This window comes from Carnobacterium maltaromaticum DSM 20342 (assembly GCF_000744945.1).
Classification (GTDB): domain Bacteria; phylum Bacillota; class Bacilli; order Lactobacillales; family Carnobacteriaceae; genus Carnobacterium; species Carnobacterium maltaromaticum.
Genome location: NZ_JQMX01000001.1, coordinates 3,110,229 through 3,134,539 on the forward strand (window position 1 = coordinate 3,110,229; position 24,311 = coordinate 3,134,539).

The following is a 24,311-nucleotide window of genomic DNA, read 5'->3' on the forward strand; positions in this document are numbered from 1 at the left end:
AGAGTAGACTGTTGAAAGGACGTGGCGAATGTGGAATTAAAACAATTTGACGGTATGAAAAAAGAAGAATTGTCGATGATTGAAGTAGCTCATGCCATTTTAGATGAAAAAGGAGATGTCTTAGAATTCTCTGAATTAGTAACGGCTATTCAGAAATATTTAGGCATTACTGTTGGTAAAATGAAGAAAAATACCCCTCAATTTTATACAGATTTAAACATTGATGGAAGTTTTATTTCTTTAGGTGAAAATCGTTGGGGCTTACGTTCATGGTTCCCGATTGATTCAATTGATGAAGAAGTGTCTCATTCGAATGAGGAAGAAGATGAAGTTCCACGTCGTAAAAAACGTAAGAAAGTCAGTGCTTTTGTTCCAAATACAGATGATGATGATGTAATTGATTATAACGATGATGATCCAGAAGACGAAGACGTTGTTTTAGTTGACGAAGAAGGTGTCGTTATTGATGATGAAGAAGAGTCAGAAAACGATTTAGTCGCTTACAAATCAGATTTAACTGAGATTGGTGCGGATGAAGACGAAGAAGACGAGTTGCCAGATGGTATTGAAGGTTCATTGACTTTAATTGAAGAAGATGATGAAGACGAAGATGAATTTGCTGACGAAGAAGAAGATAAAATATAAGAATAATAAAGAACGATATGTTATTGAATAAAATTATGAGAAAAAGCATAATTTTCTTGACGATTGGCTCTTTAGATTGTATTATCTTTATTGGGCTCCCTAAAGAGAAATCTTGCAGGACCAATGAGATAAAATGATAATCAAGCTCCCTGTTCATTATGAATGGGGGGCTTTCTTTTATTTTTTATAAACGAACCCTAGAATAAGTAAAATTAAATAACGATTTTCGTTTATTTGATTTTAAAAAGTTAGTCATCTAGATAGGTGCATTCAGAAAAATTGAGTTTAGTTCGTTAAAGTAACGAAGAATTCAAAATTTCAAATAAAAAAAGAAGGAGTTCGATTTAATGACCAAGTATATTTTTGTAACAGGTGGCGTTGTATCTTCAATAGGAAAAGGGATTGTAGCGGCTTCGTTAGGCCGATTGCTAAAAAATCGTGGCTTAGAAGTGACGATTCAAAAATTCGATCCGTACATCAACGTTGATCCAGGAACCATGAGTCCTTACCAACATGGAGAAGTTTTTGTAACTGATGATGGAGCAGAAACGGATTTAGATTTAGGTCATTATGAACGTTTTATCGATATTAATCTTAATCAATATTCAAATGTAACAACAGGTAAAGTCTATTCAGAAGTGCTAAGAAAAGAGCGCAAGGGTGAGTACTTAGGTGCTACAGTACAAGTTATTCCTCATATTACCAATGAAATTAAAGAAAAAATTATGCGTGCTGCTCAAACAACAGAAGCGGATATTGTGATTACAGAAGTTGGGGGAACCGTTGGAGATATCGAGTCTTTGCCTTTCCTAGAAGCTTTGCGTCAAATGAAAGCTGATGTTGGATCAGAAAATGTCATGTACATTCATACAACTTTGATTCCTTATTTAAATGCTGCAGGTGAAATGAAAACAAAACCAACGCAACATAGTGTCAAAGAATTACGTAGTTTAGGCATCCAACCTAATATTTTAGTTGTCAGAACTGAAAAACCTGTTCCACAAAATTTGAAAGATAAATTAGCTTCATTTTGTGATGTTGAACCAGAAGCTGTGATTGAGTCTCGCGATGTTGAAACTCTTTATTCGATTCCATTAGCGTTACAAGCGCAAGGGATGGATCAAATTGTCTGTGACCATTTAAAAATAGATGCTCCTGTTGCAGATATGACAGAATGGATTCAGTTAGAAGAAAAAGTGTTAAACTTAAAGAAAAAAACAAAAATTGCGTTAGTTGGGAAATATGTTGAACTACCAGATGCTTATTTATCTGTTGTTGAAGCTTTGAAACATGCTGGCTTTGATTATGATACAGATATCGAGATTGATTGGGTTTATGCAGAGCAAGTTACGACTGAAAATGTTGCAAGTCTCTTGGCAGATGCTGATGGAATTCTTGTTCCTGGTGGATTTGGTGACCGTGGCTTAGAAGGTAAAATTGCGGCAATTCAATATGCGCGTGAAAATAAAGTGCCATTTTTAGGTATTTGTTTAGGTATGCAACTAGCCTGTGTTGAGTTTGCTCGGAATGTAGTTGGTTTGAAAGATGCTGATTCAGCAGAAACTAATCCAACGTGTGAAAACAATATTATTGATTTAATGAGTGATCAAGAAAATGTTGAAAATCTTGGCGGAACATTGCGTTTAGGATTGTATCCTTGTACGTTGGAACCAGGAACAGTTGCTGCTAAAGCTTATGACAATGTAGCTGTAGTTGAAGAGCGCCATCGTCATCGCTATGAATTTAATAATGACTATCGTGAAACCTTGGCAGAAGCCGGATTAGTCTTTTCAGGTTTATCACCTGATGGCCGTTTAGTTGAAATTGTTGAATTGTCAGATCACCCATTTTATGTTGCGTGTCAGTTCCATCCAGAATTGATCTCTAGACCAACTCGTCCGCAAAAACTATTTAAAGCGTTCATTGGTGCTTCTGTAAAATAAAAATTTCTCCTCCTTAAACTGACAATTGTAGGTTTAAGGAGGATTTTTAAGTGGTTAAATAAGTTTAAAGCTAAAAAAGTAGCAGCAAAATTGTTCCTTATTTTGCCATAAATCCCAGAAAGATTCTATAAGATTAGAGATGTCCTATTGTATTTTTAGATTTTATTTTCTATTATGGTAATAGGTGTTCAATCATTTACCTAAATTAAAAATAAAACGAATAAAAAATAGACGATAACTAAAAGTGAGGGCAACTAAATGAAAAAACTAATCGTCAATGGCGGACGTCCATTGTCAGGCGAAATAACTATTAGTGGTGCTAAAAATAGCACGGTAGCTTTAATTCCAGCAGCGATTCTAGCCGATTCCCCAGTAACATTGGAAGGCGTACCAGATATTCAAGATGTCCATTCATTAATTGAGATATTGGAAATAATGAATGTTAAAGTTGACTTTGATGGCTCAACACTTGTGATTGATCCTACAAAAATAGTCTCAATCCCGATGCCTAGTGGCAAAATAAAAAGTTTGAGAGCTTCCTATTATTTTATGGGTGCTTTATTAAGTAAATTTGGTCAAGGTGTCGTTGGACTACCTGGTGGCTGTTTTTTAGGCCCTCGTCCTATTGACCAACATTTAAAAGGGTTTGAAGCTTTAGGCGCTACAGTAGACAATGAACTAGGCGCGATGTACTTACGTTCTGGAGACGAGGGATTAACTGGAGCTCGAGTTTATTTGGATGTTGTTTCAATTGGTGCAACAATTAATTTAATGCTGGCAGCAGTTCGAGCAAAAGGCAAAACTATTATTGAAAATGCAGCTCGCGAACCAGAAATTATTGATGTTGCCACACTATTGAATAATATGGGAGCTAAAGTCCGTGGGGCTGGAACAGATATTATCCGTATTGAAGGCGTAACGGAATTAAAAGGCTGTCGTCATACCATTATCCCAGATAGAATTGAAGCGGGTACTTATTTATCAATGGCAGCTGCAATGGGAACCGATGTTGTTGTGAAAAATGTTATATTTGAGCATCTAGAAGGTTTAATTGCAAAGATGGAAGAAATGGGTGTACCCATGGAAATTGGGGAAGACAGTATTCGAGTATTAGAAGCGAAAAATCTGAAGATGGTTAGCATTAAGACCTTACCTTACCCTGGATTTGCCACAGATTTACAACAACCATTAACGCCACTATTATTAAAGGCTCATGGCGAAGGGATGATTGTTGATACCATCTATCCAAAACGAGTGAAACACATCCCAGAACTTGTTAGAATGGGTGCTAAAGCCAGAGTGGAAACGGATATGATTCTATTAGAAGGTCCAACTAAGCTAAAAGGCGTCGAGGTTGAAGCGAGTGATTTACGTGCCGGAGCTTGTTTAGTGACAGCTGGTTTGATGGCAGAAGGTACGACAACCATTACAGGTGTTGAAAATATTTTACGTGGCTATGACCATATTGTAGAAAAATTAACTGCCCTTGGTGCAGATATTAAAATGATAGAAGTAGAAGACAAATAAGAAGGAGTTGCACGAATGGGTGATTTACTAACGCTAGCAGAACTAGAAAAAAAGACATTAAAAGAACTTTATACATTTGCTAAAGACTTTAAAATTCCTTATTATAGCCAAATGAATAAAAAAGAATTGTCTTTAGCCGTTCTCCGTGCCCAAGAAGAGAAGCAAGGTTTCTTTGTTGCTGAAGGTGTATTAGATATTGTTTCTCAAGAAGGGTTTGGCTTTTTACGCCCAATTAATTATACTCCGAGTCAGGAAGATATTTATATCTCAGTGTCACAAATTAGACGTTTTGGTCTAAGAAATGGGGATAAAATTACCGGTAAAGCTAGACCACCTAAGCCTTCCGAACGTTATTACGGGTTGATGCATGTCAATGAGGTCAACGGGAAAAATCCTGAAGAAGCCAAAGAGCGCTCACATTTTCCAGCCTTAACGGCACTTTACCCAGAACGTCAAATGAAATTAGAAACAGAACAGGTTAAAATTTCGAATCGAATGATTGATATTTTAGCACCAGTTGGTTTTGGACAACGTGGTTTAATTGTGGCTCCACCAAAAGCTGGGAAAACAATTTTATTAAAAGAAATTGCGAATGGCATCACAAAAAACTATCCAGATGCAGAATTAATTATTTTATTAATTGATGAACGCCCAGAAGAAGTAACGGATATTGAGCGAAGTGTCAAAGGCGATGTAGTTTCATCGACTTTTGATCAGCAACCCGAAAACCATGTTCGTGTAACAGAACTTGTTTTAGAGCGTGCTATGCGCTTAGTCGAAGACAAACGGGATGTTATTATTTTAATGGACAGTATCACCCGCTTAGCTCGGGCCTATAATTTAGTTGTTCCGCCAAGTGGACGAACGTTAAGTGGTGGGATTGATCCAGCAGCCTTTTATCGACCAAAACGCTTTTTCGGTGCAGCTCGTAATATTGAAGAAGGCGGTAGTTTAACCATTTTAGCAACGGCCTTAGTCGATACAGGTAGCCGTATGGATGACATTATTTATGAAGAATTTAAGGGGACTGGGAACTCCGAGTTGCATCTTTCACGAGAACTTTCTGAGCGCCGTATTTTCCCTGCTATTGATATTAAAAAATCAAGTACACGTAAAGAAGAATTGCTAATGCCAGGTGAACGATTAGAAGAGATTTGGAAGTTACGTCGTTTAATGACAGGCGATTCATTAGAGTTTACAGACAAATTTATTAAGATTTTACGTAAAACCAAAACGAATGCTGATTTTTTTGCTAGTTTTAGCGAAGAAGCCTTCGGTAAAGGGCGAACCAATCGAACAATCCGAAAATAAAGCTTGAAATAAAAATCACGATAATATGGAAATTGCATTGCAATCATCACCAAAGCGTGGTATTATTTTAATGTTGTCGTAGAGACAAAAATAACTCTGATCCAGCAAATGAATCAGGGCAAAGGGAGCGTACAAACTATGAAACAAGGAATTCATCCAGATTACCATCAAGTAGTTTTCATGGATACAACAACAGGTTTTAAATTCAAGTCGGGTTCTACTAAGCACTCACAAGAAACTGTTGAATGGGAAGATGGTCAAACATACCCATTAATCCGTGTCGAAATTACATCTGATTCACATCCATTCTACACTGGGCGTCAAAAATTCACCCAAGCAGATGGTCGTGTCGATCGTTTCAACAAAAAATACGGTATCAAAGACAAAAACGCTGCAGAGTAATTCTGATAGCTTAGAGAAGTTCTTAAAACGTTGTTTCGACAACGATTTAAGGGCTTTTTTTTATTGAAAAAGGCTTTCTAAAATAAATTAGAAAGCCTAGGGAATTACAAAAGCTCCTCTAGCTGTTTTTCAGTTAGAAGGGTTAAACTAGAACCTTTAGCAATCAGTTCTCTAGCCTTGCGCTGTTTGCTACTAAAGCCATCTGCACCTACAATCGATAAGTCTTGGACTCCTTCAACTACATAATCAGTCTTACCAGAAACTGCGGATTTAATGATGCCACCTCTTTCAACGACAGCTTGCATCAATTCATCTTTGGCATTCTTAAATTCACCAGTAAAAACAAAGGATTTTTCTGAAAAATCCGGATGGCTTAATTGACTATTTTCTTGAATAGCATTGATTTGATTTAAATCGACACGATTAAAGTTAGCAGTCGATGTACTAGGTTTCTTAAAAAATTTACTTGCTTTCAATTCAGAGAATTTTTTTGATGTAACGGTAGAATAAGCATTAAGATACTCAAGGCTAGAAGCTTTGTTTTTTTCTTTAGTTGCAGCAATAATTAATTTTCCACAAGCAAGCGCATCAGAAAGTGCATTGTGATGTTCCTCAATAATGATATTAAATCGTTGGCAACGTTCTTTTAAACCACTTGGGATTCTTTCGCCAGCACAAGCTTTAGTACTATAATTAATGGAATCAAAATAAGAAAAATCGTCAATTGGAAGTTGATAATAGTGTAAGACTTCATGAAGAACGGACATATCAAACTGAGCATTATGAGCACTGACAAAAGCACTCGAACGAATTAAGGTTTGCAATTCAGGCCAAATATCTGGAAATTGCAAGGCGTCACGCGTATCAGAGCTGCTTAGCCCATGAATAGCAGTATTAGCTGCGGAATAACGGTTATGAGGCGGTTGGATTAACCAATAATGAGAATCAATAATTTCAAGATCTCTAATTAGAGCCACAGCTACAGAACAAGCAGAGTAGTTATTATTAGTGGCAGTTTCAAAATCAATTGCTAACACATCATATTTTTTTGTCATAAAATCGGACATTGTATCGCTCCTTCAATTTAGATGAGTTTTTAGCTCTAGCCAACTCAACCAATTATTTTTTTGATGAACATATTACTTTTATGATAACATAGTTTACAAAATTAAAAAATAGCTGGTGGAACCCATATTAGTAGGAATCAATTTAAGAATTTGGTATGATTAAGAAAAAGAAAGAAGGAATGAAAATGACTTACAAAGTGACATTTCATACTATTGATGGGAAAGCAATTGTTGTAGATGATGTGGAAGCTGAAAATCAAAATGAAGCTTGGCAAGAAGCCTGCGAACAAGATCGGGAAAGCTTTATTATTTACGTTGCGAGTAAAGAAACAACCTACAAAGTGTATAAGCAACATTTAGTAAGCATTGAAACGAAAGATAAAACGGCGGCGGCACGGAAGACTAGTGAAACGACAATGACGGCAATTGATGCATTATCCAATATGGGTTTTTAGTAAAAAATAGATAAAATAAATAATTAAAGAGTAATTAGAAGTTTAGATTACTTTGGCGATAAACTATACCTGACACCTATTATTTCCCAGGAAATAATAGGTGTCAGGTATAGTTGAATTCAAAAAGAGACTGAGAAAATTTTTCTCGGTCTCTTCGTTATTCTCAATAATCTAGTTGTCTTAAACGCAATTTTATGGCTGTTTTATCAATAGATTCTATTTTATACAATCTTAATTTTTTTTCGATTTTTAATTTTTCTTTAGACTCATGACTAAATAAGTCCATGACTGCTTCAATAAGATATCCAAAAAGAGAAGTAATACCAGCACCACCAAGTTCTATCCCCAATAACTCAGTTTCACTTAACTGGCTTTTTGCATACTCGCGAATATCCTTACAATAGTCACCCTTAATAACAAACTCTTCTTCCTTGTTATCAAAAGCTGTTAATAAATCCGTTGAGTTGTGTACTTCAAACATAGTTTATCTTCTCCTCCATGACTAAACTATTGTATAAATCAATAAGAAAGCGGTTTATACATCTCGTTAAATCTTACTATGGTTTGGCTTAGTAGTCAAATAAGCGGAAAACTAAAATAGTTAAATTTTCCGCTCGTCTTCTGATCCAAAATACTGATGCAAAGGCTTAGCAGGATTTTCTAGTAACTCACTAATTGTAACAAACTGATAGCCTTTCTGTTGCAGTCCTTTTAGCGTATTATCTAGACTTTGTTGAGTAGTCGGATAAATATCATGCATCAAAATAATTGCTCCATCATAGGCTCCACTTAATGCCCGATTCGTAATTCGTTTTGGATTTTTTATTTTCCAATCCTCCGTATCTACAGACCATTGAATAATCGGTTTATAAAGAGATTTAGCAACAGATGAGTTAATTCCTCCATACGGGGGACGAAAGTATTTTGGAAATTGTTTAGTTGCTTGATAAACAGCAAATTGCGTTTTTAATAGTTCCTCATCAAGGTTGTTTGGATTGAGTCCAGTTAGCAGAGAGTGGTTCCAAGAATGATTGCCAAGTTCATGTCCGTCAGCTAAAATTTGATTTAATAAATCCGGATGGTTAGCAGCTTCTTGTCCCAAGACAAAAAAAGTTGCATGAGCATTATATTTTTTTAGACTATTTAAAATAGCTAGTGTTACCTCAGCTTTTGGACCATCATCAAAAGTTAATGCAATTTTTTTACCGGGTCTAAAGTGTGAATTAGTAGTGGGTGGTAACGTTTTGTTTAGTGGTAGAAATTCAGGATTCACTAAATTGGCAATAGCTTCAATTGGGTAACTAATTTTTTCAAGACCCAATGAATTTTTTTTAAGTGGGATAGTTAGATTATCAGCATCGTAAGTAAAATTAGAATCTGTCCAATCATTTGGGTAGTCTAAGTTGCCAATCTCTTCTATTTTTTCAAGTGAAATAGTCTGATTAGACATAATTATTTCCTCACCACGTTGTTTCAATTCATCTGCTAAGGAGTCATTTGATTTGAAAATATCGCCTAAAACGAATTGTTTACCGGTTTTATTCGTTAACACAATCGGTGCATTTTTTTTCTGGTTCATTTTACGAAAAGAGCCCTCTTTTTTTGCAAATAAACATCCCGAAACGGTAAAATTTTGCGTAGGTTCTTGTGTTTTTTTTGTTTGAAACGTTAAATAAACTTCTGAATCAGTAAGCTCATTTTTTTTACGGCTTTCTTTTAGCAATTGCTGACTCAGCTTAATCATTTCTTTTTCAATCAATTCATTAGGTTGCTGTTTTGCATCAGTTGGAATAAAGAAATGGAGTGTGCTTTCTTTTACTTGTTTCTTTTGATAGGTGAAGGGGTTACCGGTTTTGCTTTCAGCTTGTTTTATTTGTTTGAAGGTTTTTATTTTTTCTGCGTGTATTTTTTTAGTAGTTAAATGATTTTTAAAAAGCAAGCTAGTTCCTAAAAATAACACTAATCCTAAAATGCTAATAGATATAATCTTTGTACGGCCTTTAATCAATATTAAACCCTCCAATATAAAATAACGTAATTCTTATGTTTTTATTATCTCAATGTAGACACTATTATGCAAGATAATTTATTTTGGTGGCAGATTTTAACTCTTTCTTAAATAGCTAAAAACTAGAGTTTGGGCTAAAATAGAAACAGATAAAGAGCTGAGGAGTGAATGATAAATGAATAAGAAAATAAATGTCGGTGTTGTTTTTGGTGGAAAGTCAACAGAGTATCATGTTTCTTTACAATCTGCTAAAAATATTTTAGAATCGCTGGACCGTGATAAATATTCTGTACATCTTTTTGCTTTTTCAAATGAGGGGAAATTACTAAACTTTGACGAATCAGAGCAATTATTGATTGGAGACGGCGAAACGGCTAGAAATCATGGAAATGAAACGACTTTAAGCCATTTAATTAGTCAACCTTTTGACAATCAAGCCAATGAAATTGATGTTTATTTCCCTATATTACATGGTAACTTAGGTGAGGATGGAAGCATTCAAGGCTTTTTTAGATTATTAAACAAACCGTTTGTTGGGAGTAGTGTACTAAGCTCTGCTCTGTGTATGGATAAAGATTTTAGTAAACAAGTTTTAAACTATAATGGCTTTAAAACAGCTAAAAGTATCACTGTCAAAACTGGTGAAACAGCTCCAAATCTAGTCTCTCAAGTAGAAAATGAACTAGGTTTTCCAGTTTTTATTAAGCCTGCTAACCAAGGTTCATCAGTTGGTGTTAGCCGTGCAGTCGATCAAATTAGTTTCAAGAATGGGCTGATAGAAGCCTTTAAATATGATTCTAAAATTATCATTGAAGAAGAGCTAATTGGTAAGGAAGTTGAATGTGCCGTGCTAGGCAATGAAAATCCACTAGCTTCTAATCTAGGAAGTATTTCAACTGATGAATCCAATTTCTATTCTTATGAAGAGAAATATTTAGATGAAAGTGGAGCTGTGTTAGAAATCCCAGCTAAAATATCTGAAGAAAGTACACTTAAAATAAAAAAATTAGCCCTTGCTGCTTATAAATTATTAGAATGTAAAGGCTTGGCTCGCATTGATTTCTTTTTGACGAATCAAGAAGAAATTTATATAAACGAGGTGAACACATTACCAGGATTTACAAATATTAGTATGTATCCTCAATTATGGCAAGCTTCCGGCATCTCATATGGTGGCTTAGTGGAAAGATTAATTCAATTGGCGCTGGAAGAATTTGCTAAAGAAGCAAAAATCCAACGAAAAATTGACCTAAATCAGGTGAACTAAATGAAAATAAAACGTCTACAAGCAATTGAATTTAGACAAAATGGAGACTATGCTGCGTCTTGTCAACTATTAAAAGAATTAATTGCTCAAAATCCAGATAATGCTGAACTTTTATATCAATGTGCTTGGAGTCATGATACGGCGGGCTTAGAAGTCGAGGCTGTTCCGTATTATGAAAAGGCTATCCAGTTGGGCTTAGAAGAGTCTGATTTAAGCGAGGCCTATTTAGGATTAGGCAGTACCTACCGAACAATTGGTGCGTACCAAAAATCAAAACAACTCTATCTCGAAGCCTTAAAAAAATTTCCAGAAAATAAAGTTTATCCAATTTTTCTAGCGATGACTTATTACAATTTAGCAGAATACAGCCAAGCAATGGAGCTTTTATTGCGAACTATTAGTGAGATAGAAACAGATTCTGAAATTAAAACCTACCAAAAAGCAATTGCTTTTTATGCGGATAAGTTAGATCAAATCTGGTAGAGTAGATAGTGAAAAAAGACGTACCATTAGCTTTCTGATAGCTAGGGCCGTCTTTTTCTATTTTATATAAACCAAATTGGTTGTTTTCAAATTAAGTGATACGGATGGATCTTGTTTGTTGGCGCTTAGCACCTAAAATTTCTTTACCAGCAGATAAGTCTTTTAAAAGTGTTTCTTTGTCTAACTTTGGTTCTTGTGGTAAATAATAAGCCGATAGTTTGTCAATATCCATGACAACGACGCTAGGGGGATTGTTTTGAATTCGAACGTTAAATAATTCACCATTGACTTTATCTAGTGTCATACGCTCCATTTCCTCTTGTAAATAAAGTTTTAAGCGTTTAATCATTTTTTCCAGTGTTTGCTTTCGTTTTGTTAACCGTCTAATTTCAGTTTGAAAACCAATTAATTCAGCTTCTAAATTTTTGATGACTTTGGCTGTGTTTTCAACTTTTAAATAAATGGTTTCCTCTAATGCTTCTAAAGTATCTTCCAGTACTTGTGTAGCAATCTCTTCCTCCTCAGCCAAACCCAATAGCTGCTCATACTGTCTTGTTAATTCGTAAAGGCGCAAAATGTTCACCTCCTTTTCTTCTTCTTAGTATAGCTTATTTTAGGCATAAAGCGAGCAGAAAAATCGAAATAAGTAGGTTGGAAAATGAGTCATCGATTTGAATAGGTGAATTTAATTTAAATCTGTTATAATAAAATAACGATTAGAAAATTGTGTCAGTCAGACCTTTAGAATATATGAAAGTTAGGTGGAGTATGTTAAAAATTGAGCGGATGTTTGCTATTTTAATCCGATTATTACATAAAAAAATAATCCCGGCTGAAGAATTAGCCCTAGAATTTAACGTCAGTAAACGCACCATTTATCGAGATATGGATTCCTTATCATTTGCAGGAATTCCTGTCGTTTCATTACCCGGTAAAAATGGTGGCTTTACATTAATGGAGAATTATCAGATTTCGCATTTTACATTTACTGAGACAGAAAAATTAAGTCTACTAGCTGGCTTGAAAATGCAAGAAGAGCTACTACAATTCCCACACTTAGGAGATTTAATTCAAAAAGTAGCTTTATTGACAACCGAAAAAGCCGCAGATTCTTCGCCAATTTCATTAGCCAGCGCGACACAGCACCGACCTGAAATTGATGCTTTTGTTAAAGAGCGTTTAGAGCAAATATTGCGCGCCTTGACAGAGGAAAAAGAACTTATGATTGATTATATTTCAGGAACAGCCGAGACCTCAAAACGTAAGATTCAACCATTAGAAATTCGTTTTATTAATGGAAGTTGGTATTTAGATGCCTACTGTTACTTACGTGAGGGCGAACGTCAATTTAAATTAACGCGCATAATGGAATTAGAAGAAGTTAGTGGAGTAGATCGTTTTCAGCCTAAAAGTCGCGAAACGAATAGGCAAGAAGAAACAGCCAAAGAGCAAGCTATATTTATATTTGCTGGGAATCAACTAGGTAAATTAGTCGATTTTTATGTTGAAGAAGAATTGACCGAATTACCTGACGGTCGGATTCAAGTCACGACCCTAATCAGCCCTAGCCAAAATTATATTCCTTTTCTGCTTACATTTGGCAAACATCTTCAAATTATCCAACCAGAATGGCTCAGAGAGCAACGCCAAGTTGAAATTAAAGCTATGCTTGAAAGTTGACAGACTGCTGTCAAGGTAAGGCTGTTATAGTTAAGGAACAACAAGGAGGTTGTTACTATGCAAAGAAAATTAACAGAAAAAAAAGTATATGGAATTACGGGTCGTGCGAACAATAGCAATCCAGCGCCAATTGGTATCGCATGGCAAAAATTTATGAAAATAAAACCAGCAGGCGAATGTTATGGAATCTATACGAATTATGCAAGTGACTACCAAGGCGATTACGATTTTATCCTAGCTAGTCCAGTTCAATTTGAAACAGCAGAACCAGTTGTTTTAGTTGCAGGAGACTACTTGGAATTTGAAGTGTTAGAAGGCCAAGCAGGTGTAGCCAAAATGTGGGAGAAAATCTGGAGCATGGATATAAACCGCGCCTATACAACTGATTTTGAACATTATCAAAATGATGGAAAAGTTAAAATTTATATTGCGTTAAAAATGTAGCTGAGAGACATTTATCGAATTAAAGCACTGAAAGGAATGAATAATGTGTTTGTTATTATTTACTTTTAGTGCTTTTTTATTTTTCAACAAAAGAACCATTCTAGTAAAGTTAAAAAATTATTCGCCAACAACTATTTGAAAAAATGTCGCCTTTTTACAATCCTTTTGCTTATGAATTTGTTATACTACACTAAATAAGTGATTTGGAGGTCAAAAGATGAAACCTGAATATCAATGGATCGAGAAACTTATAGCAACATTACCAGGAGCAGAAATCGTTTATAAAGATGCATGGCAAGCCTTTACCTTCCTTATTGGTGGGAAAATATTTGCTATTTTAGGAACGAGTACCGGAGAAAATCTTTTAACAATTAAAGGCGATCCTGCCAGAAATGAAGAATTGAAAGAACTGTATTCAGATATTATTCCAGGTTACCATGTCAATAAAACCCATTGGATTTCAGCGAAGTTAGCTAGTCCAGAAATACCCCAAGCTTTGCTAGAGAATAGTTTAGAAGCCGCTTATTTTTTAGTTTTAGGTAAGTTACCAAAGAAAGTCAGAGCGCAATTTGAAACTGAAAAAGACTAACGAGGGTAGTTTCACTCGCAAGCCACTAGAGAAAAAAGATAAATTCCCAAAAAAGTAAAGAGACACTTTTCTTGGAATTTCCTATTTTTCAGGCGTGGCTAAAACTGCGAGTTCAACATACTAACAAGGAGGAACTAAAAATGAAATTAGATATGATTGGTATTATTGTGAAAGATATGGAGAAATCATTGGATTTTTATCGAACATTAGGATTTGAATTCCCAGTTACGGCGAATCAAGAAGACTACGTCGAGATTAATCAAGGAGGCATCCGCCTTTCTTTTAACACGGAAAAAATGGTGACACCAATTTTTGGCGAACAAGAAGAGCCTAAAGGACAACGGGTTGAATTGGCCTTTTTATGCGAAAGTAGCGACGAACTCAATCAACTCCATGAAAAAGCTATTGCTAAAGGCTATAAAAGTGTAAAAGCACCTTGGGATGCCTTTTGGGGACAACGTTACTGCATCCTGGAAGATTGTGATGGAAATTTAATTAGTTTATTTTTCCCATTAAGTTAATCAAACTATAAAAAAGCTTTCTGTAAAAATTTTACGCGTTAAAATTTATCAGAGAAGCTTTTTTATGATTTTAGACAGAGATAAATCTGGAAAATTTACTTTTTCAAAAAAGTTCTTTATACTAAGTAAGAGAATAAAAGTTGGAGGGTCACAAATGACAAAAAAATATGATTATATTGCAATTGGCGGAGGAAGCGGCGGGATCGCTTCAATCAATAGAGCTGCTAGTTACGGAATGAAATGTGCATTAATTGAAGCGAAAGAATTAGGCGGCACCTGTGTCAATGTGGGGTGTGTACCTAAAAAAGTGATGTGGTATGGCTCACAAATCGCCGAGGCTATGAAACTTTATGCACCAGACTACGGTTACGATGTTACTGTGGACAATTTTGATTTTAAAAAATTAATTGCTAGTCGTGAAGCTTATATTGACCGTATTCATCAATCTTACGATCGTGGTTTAGCTAATAATAAAGTTGATGTCATTAAAGGTTATGCGACCTTTGTTGACGAACACACAATCGAAGTCAATGGTGAATTATTGACAGCAGAGCATATTTTAATTGCAACAGGAGGCAAACCAACTTGGCCAACGATTCCAGGTGCTGAACTGGGAATTGATTCAGATGGATTTTTCGCTTTAGAAGAGTTGCCAAAACGAGTAGCTGTTGTAGGAGCAGGTTATATAGCCGTTGAAGTAGCGGGTGTGTTACATGGATTAGGTAGCGACACACATTTATTTATTAGACATGACAAACCATTGCGTAGTTTTGATCCCTATGTTGTGGATGGCTTAGTTGAATCCATGGCTAAAGAAGGACCAACATTGCATCCTCATTCATTAATTAAAGAAGTTACTAAGAATAAGGATAAAAGCCTGACGTTACACTTGAAAAATGGTGAAAGTTACGTTGTTGACCAAGTCATATGGGCAATTGGGCGGACTCCAGTAACAGAAACCTTGAAATTAGAAAATACAGCTGTGATCCTAACTGAAAAAGGTTACATTAAAGTTGATAAATTTCAAAATACCTCTGTTGCAGGAATATATGCAGTCGGTGATATTACAGGACATTTAGAACTAACCCCTGTCGCTGTAGCAGCAGGACGTCGATTATCTGAACGTTTATTTAATAATAAACCCAATGAACACCTAGATTACCGCAATGTTGCCACAGTCGTGTTTAGCCATCCTCCAATTGGAACAGTTGGTTTAACCGAACCAGCAGCAATTGAAAAATATGGTGAAAACCAAGTGAAAGTCTACGAATCAAGCTTTACTTCGATGTATACAGCTGTGACTGAACATCGCCAATTATGTCGTATGAAATTAGTTTGCGCTGGACCGAATGAGAAAGTTGTCGGTCTCCATGGAATTGGGTACGGAGTGGACGAAATGATTCAAGGCTTTGCAGTAGCAATTAAAATGGGCGCAACAAAAGCTGATTTTGATGATACTGTTGCTATCCACCCAACCGGAGCAGAAGAATTTGTAACAATGCGTTAATCCATAAAAATGAAAAATACCCGCTAGCTTAGAAAGAAATTTCTCTAAGTTAGCGGGTATTTTAGTTAATAAGTTTTAACAGGAGGAGCTTGATAAGCGGTAAAATGTTCTAATAATTCGGCAGGTGATGTAGCAATTGAGATACCTTTTCGACTTTCAGCAGTCATAAAACCAGTTTCCACCATTTGTTTAAAATGTCCTTCCAAATGTGTATAAAAACCAGCACTATTTAGAATACCACAAGGTTTTTGATGCAAGCCAATTTGTCCCCAAGTAAAAGCTTCAAAAAGTTCTTCCAAAGTTCCAGGACCACCAGGCAAAGCAATAAAACCATCGGCTAATTCCAACATTTTTTCCTTCCGTTGGTGCATATTATCGACAATAATTAATTGGCTTAAATGTTCATGAGCAATTTCTCTATCCTTAAGAAAGGTCGGCAATACACCAATAACAGAGCCTCCATTTTCCAGAACAGCATCGGCAACAATACCCATTAATCCAACATTTGATCCACCATAGATGAGTTCAATATTTTCTTCTGCAAGCAATACCCCTAATTTTTTAGCATCCTCAGCAATAACAGCTTGATTCCCAAGCTTGGACCCACAATACACAGCAATACGCTTCATAAAAACACTTCCTAACTAAAAAGTTTGTTGAGCCGTTTAGCTCCGGCAAGAAAATAGGAAAAATTGATAGGACGTTTTTTGTCCTCTCGAATTTTTATCTTTTTCTCGAGGAGTTGGCTCATAAGAACTGGCCTTGATAAAAAGTTTGTTGAGCCGTTAAGGCCTGTCAGAAAAATAGGGAATTCCAATAAAAGTGTCTTTTTACTTTTTTGGGAATTCATCTTTTTTCCGAAGGACTGGTTCATAAGAACTGGCCTGATAAAAAGTTTGTTGAGCCACCAGCCAATACTCTCAATTCATTCTATCCAGTATATCAAATACCACTTAAAAAAAATAGGTACTTTTTGGTAGAATTATTTAGTCAGAGATTCTTTATATTTTTTAGGTGAGTTGCCCCAAAAAGCTAAAAAACTGCGATTAAAAGTTCGGATTGAAAGATACCCACAAGCTTCTGAAATAGCTTCTATTTTTTTCGTTGAACAAAGTAAGAGAGAGCGGGCAAATAACATTCTGGTAAATTCTAATAAGGAGTTAAAAGTCATCGAAAACTCATTCAATAAGATTTGATTAATAGATGTTGGGCTTGCATAAAAATATTTAGCCGCACTTTTAACTGAAATATCTTTCATATAATTTGTCGTAATATATGTATAAATCTCATACGACATTGTATTTTGAAAGCGAAAAGAATTTGATTCATGAGTAAAGGCCCTTTGTTTTAACTTACTAGGTGAGCAACCAATCAAGGCTTTAAATTGTTTATTAAAACTAGGAATCGAGCTGTATCCAACATAGTTTGCAACATACGCAATCGTTAACTCATCGAATTTTAGTAAAGCAACCGCGTTATTCATACGAATGCTCGCTAGATTTTCAGTAAAGGTTTTTCCAGTTAGTAGCTTAAGCCTTCGATTAATTGTTTGAGGTGTTGTTTTAAATTGATTGGCAATTTTGGTTAAAGTCAGTTCCTCACTAAAATGAAGACTTAAATATAGAAGAATATCAGAACTTGTCTTGCGTAATTCTTTTTCGGCTTCTCTTTGCTGACGAACGCTTCGCTCAAACCAAACAATTACTTGATACAAATCAGAAACAAGGGAGAGCTCATAAAAATTTTGTTGCTGTTGATATTCAGTTAAAGCATGGGAAAAAACTTGATTTAAGTACAGAAAATCTTCTCCGTGGCTAGTAAGAGCAGGTGTATCCCAATATTCAAAAAAGCGCAGGTGCTTTTCAGTTGTTTGAGTTGTAAATGTTGAAAATAAAATTAAATTTAAGGACAGCTGAAAGGTAATAAAATGCAACTCCTCCTCAACTTCCTGTAAGTGGTAAACATGATAAGAAAAGAGCCACAATAAACTGCCTTTTTTTAAAGGGTATTCCTGGTCATTTACTTGCATAGAACCTTGACCTTGGGTAACAAAAATAAATTGGATGTACATTTGGCTCGCTTTAGTCGTAGGTTGTCGATAAATTTCTTTAGTAACGATAAAATCACTCATAGAAAATTCTGGTAGTTGATTCATGGTTCTAACTCCTTTTGTTGATTTAGGATAAGTAATAAGGGATATCTGTCCGATAAATTAGTTCTAAATAGATTATACTATAAATATATTGTGAATGTTTGTTCAAATATAAATGGGAGGTCAGTAGTATGAGTAAAAAAGTTTTTGTATTAGGTGGGACTGGATTTTTAGGGTATTATACAACAAAAGAATTATTAAAAAGAGGCTATCAGGTTGTAACAGCAGCATTACCTCCATTACCAGAAGAAGGCTTATTGCCTGCTGAAGTGGAAATCACATTAGGAAATATAAATGAGATGTCAGATGATGAAGTTCTAGCATTATTAAAAGGTTGTGAAGGATTTATATATGGTGCCGGAGCAGATGAAAGAATGGTTCCAAAAAAACCAGCTTCAAAATTCTTTTACGAAGCAAATGTCTTACCAACACAACGATTAGCCAATCTAGCAAAAAAAGCTGGCGTCAAAAAGTTTGTCGTTTTTGGTTCATATTTTGCTGAATTCGCTGAACGATTACCTGAAGAAAAGTTAAAAGCTGAAGCTTATCCAAATACACGCCTGCTTCAAGAACAAATTGCTTTCGCTGAAGGAGATGGAAGTATGGTTGTCACCTCGTTACGATTGCCTTATATTTTCGGAACTATGCCTGGTAGAATGCCACTTTGGAAAATGTTTACTGATCAAATTAAAGGTCAAGCCGTTTTCCCAGCACTAAAAGGTGGAACAGCCATGGTAACAGTTGAACAAGTTGCAGAAGCAGCCGTTGGTGCGCTGGAAAATGGTGTTCACAGAACAACTTATGCAATCGGTGATACAAACATGAAGTATCAAGAATTTTATCAAATGATGGTGGATGCTTTAGGGCAAGATACTCAAGTACCAGTTGTGTCATATGAAGACGTAAAAGCAATTTATGAAGGCATTGATCTAGAAGCTGATAAAGCTGGACTTGAACACGGTATTCATTCAACAAAATCAGCTAAAATGCAAGAATACGATTTATATTTAAATCCAGAAGATACGTTTCCAATTTTAAATGTTAAACGCTATGATGTCATTGCTTCAATTCAAGAAACTTTAAAACGCTGTGTTGAAGACTAAATAAATCCAAAATTTTAACAAAGAGAACGAGTTCTTTTTGTTAAAATTTTTTTGATTAAACGAATAAAAAATTATTTTGAGCACCTATCTTGCCAAAAAAGATAAATGAGAGTAGTATAGTTGATGGGTCAACTATACAAGATGAAAGGAAGTAGCATATGACGATTGAATGTGGTCGCTATTCGCGTCTTTTTTATAAAATGAATTTGCTTTATAAAGAAATGAATGGTGCCTTTGAAGAAGAAACAGGTATTAGTTATACGAAGTTAGAAATTCTTTATCAGATTTCTCAAACAGCTAATATGTGTCAACAAGATATTCAACAAAAACTCGGCATTGATGCAGCTAGTATTACTAGACATTTAAAAAAGCTTGAAGAAGAAAAATTGATTACGCGCATTAAAGATCAAGAAAATAAACGCTTTTTACGAATTGCTTTAACACAAGATGGCCAAAATCAACTAAAAAAGTTAATTGCTGAAAAAAATCAATATGAAGAACAGATTTTTGCAAATCTATCGCTAGAACAAATCGAAGTCTTAGAAGGTACGTTTCATCAAATATCTCGTAATATAACGAATAAAAACTAAAGAATTAAAAAACATTTAAAGACGAAAGGAAGAGCGTATATGAAAGCAGTTATTATTGAAAATTATGGTGGAAAAGAAGAGTTGAAATTAGCAGAGGTGCCAACACCAAAAGCTGAAGCAAACCAAGTAATTATAAAAGAAGAAGCAACCTCGATTAATCCAATTGATTGGAAATTACGTGAAGGGTATTTAAAACAAATGATGCCTTGGGAGTTTCCAATTATTTTAGGATGGGATGTTGCCGGAACAATTAGTGAAGTTGGAGCAAATATAACGGACTGGAAAGTTGGCGATCGTGTCTTTGCACGTCCTGAAACAACTCGTTTTGGAACATACGCAGAATACACAGCAGTTGACGAAAATTTACTTGCCAAAATTCCTGAGAATGTTACTTCCTCAGAAGCGGCAGCAGTTCCATTGGCTGGTTTGACAGCATGGCAAGCATTATTTGACCACGGCAAACTTAAAGCTGGAGAAACTGTCTTAATTCATGCTGGAGCTGGTGGTGTTGGAACGTACGCTATTCAATTAGCTAAACAAGCAGGTGCTAAAGTAATTACAACAGCTAGTCAAAAAAATCATGACTTAGTTAAATCTTTAGGTGCTGATCAAGTGATTGATTATCGAACTGAAAACTTTGTTGAGCTATTAAAAGATGTAGATGTTGTATTTGATACAATGGGTGGTGCTAGTCAAATCGACAGTTTTAAAGTCTTGAAACCTAAAACAGGCCGGATGATTTCAATTGTTGGAGCTGCTGAAGAAGGTTTAGCTGAAAAATATGATGTTTATTTTGATAGCATTTGGTTAAAACCGAATGGCGAACAGCTAAGTAAAATTGCGGAATTAATGGAAGCTGGTAAAGTCAAATCGATTATTGGAGCAACCTTCCCGTTCTCACAAGAAGGCCTATATGATGCACATGCACTAAGTGAAACACATCATGCTGTTGGTAAAATTGTCATTGAATTTAAATAAGAGAGTGTGGAGAAAAATATGGAAACTGTAGCGTTTATCTTGGTACTCATTGTCGCTTTAGAGCACGTCTATATCATGGCTTTAGAAATGTTTTTTTCGACAAGTGAAAATGCCCAAAAAACATTTGGCTTAAAAAAAGAATTTTTACAACAAAAAAATGTCAAAACCTTAATGGCTAATCAAGGGTTATATAATGGCTTTTTAGCAGCAGGATTATTTTGGGGACTTTTCTTTGTACCTGCTGAATTTGCTTTAAGTGTTCAGTTATTTTTCTTAGGCTGTGTTATTGTTGCAGCCGTATACGGTTCATTAACAGCAAATAAAGGAATCTTAATTAAACAAGGACTACCAGCGATTCTAGCTTTTATTTTCGTTTTAATTAGTTAATAGGTGAGTGTCTTCCTTTTTACTTGTCAATTATTATGCTTAATAGTTTGAATTAAAAATTGCATTAAATTAGGAAAAAATAAACTGATGATTGAAGCTAAATCTAACTAGTGAATGATCTGGTTAAAAGGTTGTTGTTACTAAGCCTTTTGTACTATAAATAACATCTCTAATCGCTGAATAGTTTCTAATTTTTCAATTTTCTCTTTTATTAATAGAAAAATAGAAAAGAAAAAAATGAAAATAAGAGTATAATAGAATTATACTAGTTAGTCAAAGAATGACTTAACTAACATGCTCTTACCTATTTCAATAAATTACGTATTTTTTAAGGGGAAATTCGTCATTTTTCAGGTAAGCAATATCAGTTGTAAAAGTTTACGAATTTAATTCGTAAACTTTTTTTTTAGATTAGTTTTTATGAGCCAGTCCTTCGAGAAAAAGTTGAAATTTCGAGAGGATAGGAAGCGTCCTATCAAATTTCCCTATTTTCTTGCCAGGGTTAAACGGCTCAATAAACTTTTTAAATTGACTTTAAATTCTTTTAGAGGGTCTAAATAGAATTTAAAGTCAATCTAAAAAGAGTGTGCTATAATTACGGTGAAATTGTTTCTGATTAACTTAGTTAAATTAGTAGATGAATGGAGAATTAGTTTAATGAAAATAACGATTAAGGATGTAGCGAGATTATCAGGTGTTTCGATTACAACAGTTTCGCAAATCTTAAATCATAAAGGCGAACGTTTTAGTGCAGAAACGAAAAAAAAAGTCTTAGACGTTGTCGCCGAATATGATTATAAAGCCGATTATTTTGCCCAAAATATGATTAGTAAACGAACAAAAACGATTGGCATGGTTGTGCCAGATGTAACAGATCTATTTTTTTCTAAGGTCATTGAAGGTGTGGAAAACTACTTAAACGAGCTAGGTTTTATGATATTATTGTGCAACTCAAATCATAGTTCAGAAAAAGAAAATATCTATATTGATGAGTTGTTGCACCGTTCTGTGGAAGGGATTATTTTAGCCAGTCCTAATCCGATTCATGTTCCTAAGTTAATTGATGATCGTGGACGAAAAAAAATCCCTTATATTTTAATTGATCGTGGGTTAAATGAACGTGATGAGGGGAAATTAATCACGAATGAATTTCAAGGAGCCTATGAGGCAGTTGAATTGTTAATCAACCAAGGTCACACTAAAATTGGTATGTTGGGAAATGAAACGAGTTTTTATGAAATTACAGATCGTTTCCTAGGGTACCAAAAATGCTTAATGAACCATGGGATAGACTACCAAGAAAGATTTGTGACAAATGAACCTTTAACCATTAAAGGTGGCTATGAAGGCGCACAAAAAATCTTAAAACAAGATGTAACAGCGCTATTTTGTGGAAATGATCAGATGGCAGTTGGTGCTTATCGAGCAATTAATGAAGTCGGGAAAAAAATTCCTGAGGATATTTCAGTGATTGGCTATGATGGTCTAGAATTAACCGATTATATGGTACCTGCCTTAACAACAGTAAGACAGCCGATATTTGAAATTGGCTACTTTGCTGCAAAGTTCTTAGTAGATAACATTAATAATCCAAAAGAGAAAATTCCCAACAAATATTTTGATACAAAATTGATGAAAAAAAATAGTACCAAAAAGCTTGATTAATTTTCTAAATAATGCTAATATCACTTTGTTAGCGTTTTCCATAAATGTAAAACGTTTTACTTCTGGTAAAGAAATTCCCAACAGAGATGAATCAAATCCCAAGATTCATTTTTTTTACACAGCTAGTAAAGCGTTTTACTAAGTCTTAAATTGTAAGATAAGGGAATTATCTAGTAAAAAAGGTCTTTTTATTTTTAAGTAAAACGTTTTACTAGTATACTATAGAAGAGCAAGATAAATAGGAAAAAGGAGAGAATATAAAATGAGAATGGTTGACATTATTGAGAAAAAACGTGACGGAAAAGAACTTACAAAAGCTGAAATTAACTTTGTTGTTACTGGCTATACAAAGGATGAAATACCTGATTATCAAGTTAGTGCTTTAGCAATGTCGATTTTCTTTAACGACATGACCAATGAAGAGATAGCAAACTTAACCTTGGCAATGGCTGAATCTGGCGAAATGATTGATTTGTCGGCAATTAAAGGCATTAAGGTTGATAAACATTCAACCGGCGGTGTTGGTGATACAACAACAATCGTGTTAGCGCCTTTAGTTGCAGCAGTGGGAGTTCCAGTTGCTAAGATGTCTGGACGTGGCTTAGGTCATACAGGTGGAACAATTGATAAATTAGAAGCCATTCCAGGTTTCAATGTTGAAATATCAAATGAAGATTTCATTGAATTTGTCAACCGCGATCAAGTTGCCGTTATTGGACAATCGGGTGATTTAGCTCCAGCAGATAAAAAACTATATGCACTTCGAGATGTAACAGGTACAGTTGATTCGATTCCTTTAATTGCTAGCTCGATTATGAGTAAAAAAATTGCCGCAGGTGCTGATGCGATTGTACTTGATGTGACTACAGGTGATGGTGCCTTTATGAAAAATGAAAAAGATGCAGAACGTTTGGCACGCACGATGGTTCAAATTGGCAAATTAGCTAATCGTCAAACAATGGCAATCATTTCTGATATGTCACAACCATTAGGCTTAGCTATTGGAAATTCATTAGAAATTAAAGAAGCAATTGATGCCTTAAATGGTCAAGGACCAGAGGATTTAATGGAAATGGTTTATGTGTTAGGGAGCCAAATGGTTGTTTTAGCTAAGAAAGCTGAAACCTTAGAGGAAGCACGTAAAATGTTAGAAGAAGCGATTCAATCTGGAGCAGCGATTGAGAAATTTAAAGTGATGGTTCGCAATCAAGGTGGCGATGCTTCTGTCATCGATCATCCAGAAAAATTACCACTAGCTAAATATGTTATTGATTTGCCAGCGAAAAAATCTGGCGTTGTTTCAGAGATGGTTGCGGATCAATTAGGCATAGCAGCTATGATTTTAGGTGCAGGCCGTCGCACAAAAGAAGATCAAATTGATTTTTCAGTAGGTTTAATGTTACGAAAAAAAGTAGCTGATTCAGTTGTTGAAGGAGAAACATTAGTAACTATTTATGCAAATAGTCCTGATGTTGAAGACGTAAAAGCGAAGATTTACGAAAGCATTACGATAGCTGAAACCGCAGACGAACCTGTCTTGATTCATCAAATTATTACTGAATAAACTAATTTCTGTTAGAAATGGAG

General features: G+C 35.1%; 25 protein-coding genes. 19 read left to right on the plus strand and 6 right to left on the minus strand.

The window, feature by feature from the left end; all coding sequences use genetic code 11:
• Window positions 1-30: 30 nt before the first annotated feature.
• The 5 genes from rpoE (at window position 31) to BR77_RS14510 (ending at window position 5,828) form a co-directional block, all read left to right on the plus strand.
• Window positions 31-645, plus strand: a complete 615-nt coding sequence (gene rpoE, locus BR77_RS14490) for a DNA-directed RNA polymerase subunit delta (protein WP_010051396.1) — start codon at window positions 31-33, stop codon at window positions 643-645.
• Between the two features lie 347 nt (window positions 646-992).
• On the plus strand, window positions 993-2,588 hold the full coding sequence (locus tag BR77_RS14495; RefSeq protein ID WP_016356597.1) for a CTP synthase: 1,596 nt from the start codon (window positions 993-995) through the stop codon (window positions 2,586-2,588).
• A gap of 258 nt (window positions 2,589-2,846) precedes the next feature.
• Window positions 2,847-4,115 carry a UDP-N-acetylglucosamine 1-carboxyvinyltransferase gene (locus tag BR77_RS14500; protein WP_015077303.1) on the plus strand — a complete coding sequence of 423 codons (1,269 nt, stop codon included), beginning with the start codon at window positions 2,847-2,849 and terminating at the stop codon, window positions 4,113-4,115.
• A gap of 15 nt (window positions 4,116-4,130) precedes the next feature.
• Entirely contained in the window at window positions 4,131-5,426 is a 1,296-nt protein-coding gene (gene rho / locus BR77_RS14505; protein WP_015077302.1) for a transcription termination factor Rho, read from the plus strand.
• 138 nt (window positions 5,427-5,564) lie between these two features.
• Window positions 5,565-5,828, plus strand: a complete 264-nt coding sequence (locus BR77_RS14510; protein ID WP_010051403.1) for a type B 50S ribosomal protein L31 — start codon at window positions 5,565-5,567, stop codon at window positions 5,826-5,828.
• 104 nt (window positions 5,829-5,932) lie between these two features.
• Here BR77_RS14510 and BR77_RS14515 read toward each other — a convergent pair whose 3' ends face one another.
• The gene (locus BR77_RS14515) at window positions 5,933-6,895 is read right to left on the minus strand and encodes an exonuclease domain-containing protein (protein ID WP_015077301.1); all 963 of its coding nucleotides are present in this window, start codon (window positions 6,893-6,895) and stop codon (window positions 5,933-5,935) included.
• Between the two features lie 155 nt (window positions 6,896-7,050).
• On the opposite strand from BR77_RS14515, the gene BR77_RS14520 reads away from it, so the two are divergent.
• Entirely contained in the window at window positions 7,051-7,350 is a 300-nt protein-coding gene (locus tag BR77_RS14520) for a hypothetical protein (protein WP_015077300.1), read from the plus strand.
• A gap of 163 nt (window positions 7,351-7,513) precedes the next feature.
• Here the strand turns inward: BR77_RS14520 and BR77_RS14525 are convergent, their stop codons facing one another.
• Both BR77_RS14525 and BR77_RS14530 read right to left on the minus strand, forming a co-directional pair.
• Window positions 7,514-7,831: a hypothetical protein gene (locus tag BR77_RS14525; RefSeq protein WP_016356596.1), complete on the minus strand. Its 318-nt coding sequence runs from the start codon at window positions 7,829-7,831 to the stop codon at window positions 7,514-7,516.
• Window positions 7,832-7,951: 120 nt separating this feature from the next.
• Window positions 7,952-9,358, minus strand: coding sequence for a polysaccharide deacetylase family protein (locus BR77_RS14530; protein WP_035065447.1), 1,407 nt, complete (start codon window positions 9,356-9,358; stop codon window positions 7,952-7,954).
• 175 nt (window positions 9,359-9,533) lie between these two features.
• Between BR77_RS14530 and BR77_RS14535 the strand changes: the two genes are divergently transcribed.
• Together BR77_RS14535 and BR77_RS14540 are read left to right on the plus strand one after the other, a co-directional pair.
• On the plus strand, window positions 9,534-10,625 hold the full coding sequence (locus BR77_RS14535; protein ID WP_016356595.1) for a D-alanine--D-alanine ligase family protein: 1,092 nt from the start codon (window positions 9,534-9,536) through the stop codon (window positions 10,623-10,625).
• A complete protein-coding gene (locus tag BR77_RS14540) occupies window positions 10,626-11,108 on the plus strand; it encodes a tetratricopeptide repeat protein (protein ID WP_015077295.1) in 483 nt (160 codons plus the stop codon). It abuts the gene before it with no gap.
• A gap of 91 nt (window positions 11,109-11,199) precedes the next feature.
• Here the strand turns inward: BR77_RS14540 and BR77_RS14545 are convergent, their stop codons facing one another.
• A complete protein-coding gene (locus BR77_RS14545; RefSeq protein WP_010051414.1) occupies window positions 11,200-11,682 on the minus strand; it encodes a siphovirus Gp157 family protein in 483 nt (160 codons plus the stop codon).
• Window positions 11,683-11,876: 194 nt separating this feature from the next.
• Here BR77_RS14545 and BR77_RS14550 point away from each other — a divergent pair, with 194 nt between their 5' ends.
• The 5 genes from BR77_RS14550 (at window position 11,877) to gorA (ending at window position 15,849) form a co-directional block, all read left to right on the plus strand.
• Window positions 11,877-12,788, plus strand: a complete 912-nt coding sequence (locus tag BR77_RS14550; RefSeq protein ID WP_015077294.1) for a helix-turn-helix transcriptional regulator — start codon at window positions 11,877-11,879, stop codon at window positions 12,786-12,788.
• Between the two features lie 57 nt (window positions 12,789-12,845).
• A complete protein-coding gene (locus BR77_RS14555) occupies window positions 12,846-13,232 on the plus strand; it encodes a GyrI-like domain-containing protein (RefSeq protein WP_015077293.1) in 387 nt (128 codons plus the stop codon).
• Window positions 13,233-13,449: 217 nt separating this feature from the next.
• The gene (locus BR77_RS14560) at window positions 13,450-13,821 is read left to right on the plus strand and encodes an MmcQ/YjbR family DNA-binding protein (protein ID WP_015077292.1); all 372 of its coding nucleotides are present in this window, start codon (window positions 13,450-13,452) and stop codon (window positions 13,819-13,821) included.
• A 140-nt stretch (window positions 13,822-13,961) separates the two neighbouring features.
• The gene (locus tag BR77_RS14565) at window positions 13,962-14,342 is read left to right on the plus strand and encodes a VOC family protein (protein ID WP_010051418.1); all 381 of its coding nucleotides are present in this window, start codon (window positions 13,962-13,964) and stop codon (window positions 14,340-14,342) included.
• A gap of 154 nt (window positions 14,343-14,496) precedes the next feature.
• A complete protein-coding gene (gene gorA / locus BR77_RS14570) occupies window positions 14,497-15,849 on the plus strand; it encodes a glutathione-disulfide reductase (protein WP_015077291.1) in 1,353 nt (450 codons plus the stop codon).
• A gap of 65 nt (window positions 15,850-15,914) precedes the next feature.
• On the opposite strand, the gene BR77_RS14575 is transcribed toward gorA, so the two are convergent.
• Both BR77_RS14575 and BR77_RS14585 read right to left on the minus strand, forming a co-directional pair.
• Window positions 15,915-16,478 carry an LOG family protein gene (locus tag BR77_RS14575; RefSeq protein ID WP_015077290.1) on the minus strand — a complete coding sequence of 188 codons (564 nt, stop codon included), beginning with the start codon at window positions 16,476-16,478 and terminating at the stop codon, window positions 15,915-15,917.
• Window positions 16,479-16,831: 353 nt separating this feature from the next.
• On the minus strand, window positions 16,832-18,004 hold the full coding sequence (locus tag BR77_RS14585) for an AraC family transcriptional regulator (protein WP_010051424.1): 1,173 nt from the start codon (window positions 18,002-18,004) through the stop codon (window positions 16,832-16,834).
• Between the two features lie 128 nt (window positions 18,005-18,132).
• On the opposite strand from BR77_RS14585, the gene BR77_RS14590 reads away from it, so the two are divergent.
• The 6 genes from BR77_RS14590 to BR77_RS14615 all read left to right on the plus strand — a co-directional run bounded on the left by BR77_RS14590 (window position 18,133) and on the right by BR77_RS14615 (window position 24,288).
• The gene (locus BR77_RS14590; protein ID WP_015077288.1) at window positions 18,133-19,104 is read left to right on the plus strand and encodes an NAD-dependent epimerase/dehydratase family protein; all 972 of its coding nucleotides are present in this window, start codon (window positions 18,133-18,135) and stop codon (window positions 19,102-19,104) included.
• A gap of 158 nt (window positions 19,105-19,262) precedes the next feature.
• Window positions 19,263-19,694 carry a MarR family winged helix-turn-helix transcriptional regulator gene (locus tag BR77_RS14595; RefSeq protein ID WP_010051427.1) on the plus strand — a complete coding sequence of 144 codons (432 nt, stop codon included), beginning with the start codon at window positions 19,263-19,265 and terminating at the stop codon, window positions 19,692-19,694.
• Between the two features lie 39 nt (window positions 19,695-19,733).
• Window positions 19,734-20,672 (plus strand): NADP-dependent oxidoreductase, encoded by a 939-nt coding sequence (locus tag BR77_RS14600; RefSeq protein ID WP_010051429.1) that lies wholly within the window; start codon window positions 19,734-19,736, stop codon window positions 20,670-20,672.
• Between the two features lie 18 nt (window positions 20,673-20,690).
• Window positions 20,691-21,059, plus strand: coding sequence for a DUF1304 domain-containing protein (locus tag BR77_RS14605; protein ID WP_010051431.1), 369 nt, complete (start codon window positions 20,691-20,693; stop codon window positions 21,057-21,059).
• Window positions 21,060-21,716: 657 nt separating this feature from the next.
• Window positions 21,717-22,724, plus strand: a complete 1,008-nt coding sequence (locus tag BR77_RS14610; protein WP_010051432.1) for a LacI family DNA-binding transcriptional regulator — start codon at window positions 21,717-21,719, stop codon at window positions 22,722-22,724.
• Between the two features lie 262 nt (window positions 22,725-22,986).
• On the plus strand, window positions 22,987-24,288 hold the full coding sequence (locus BR77_RS14615) for a pyrimidine-nucleoside phosphorylase (RefSeq protein ID WP_015077284.1): 1,302 nt from the start codon (window positions 22,987-22,989) through the stop codon (window positions 24,286-24,288).
• Window positions 24,289-24,311 lie beyond the last annotated feature (23 nt).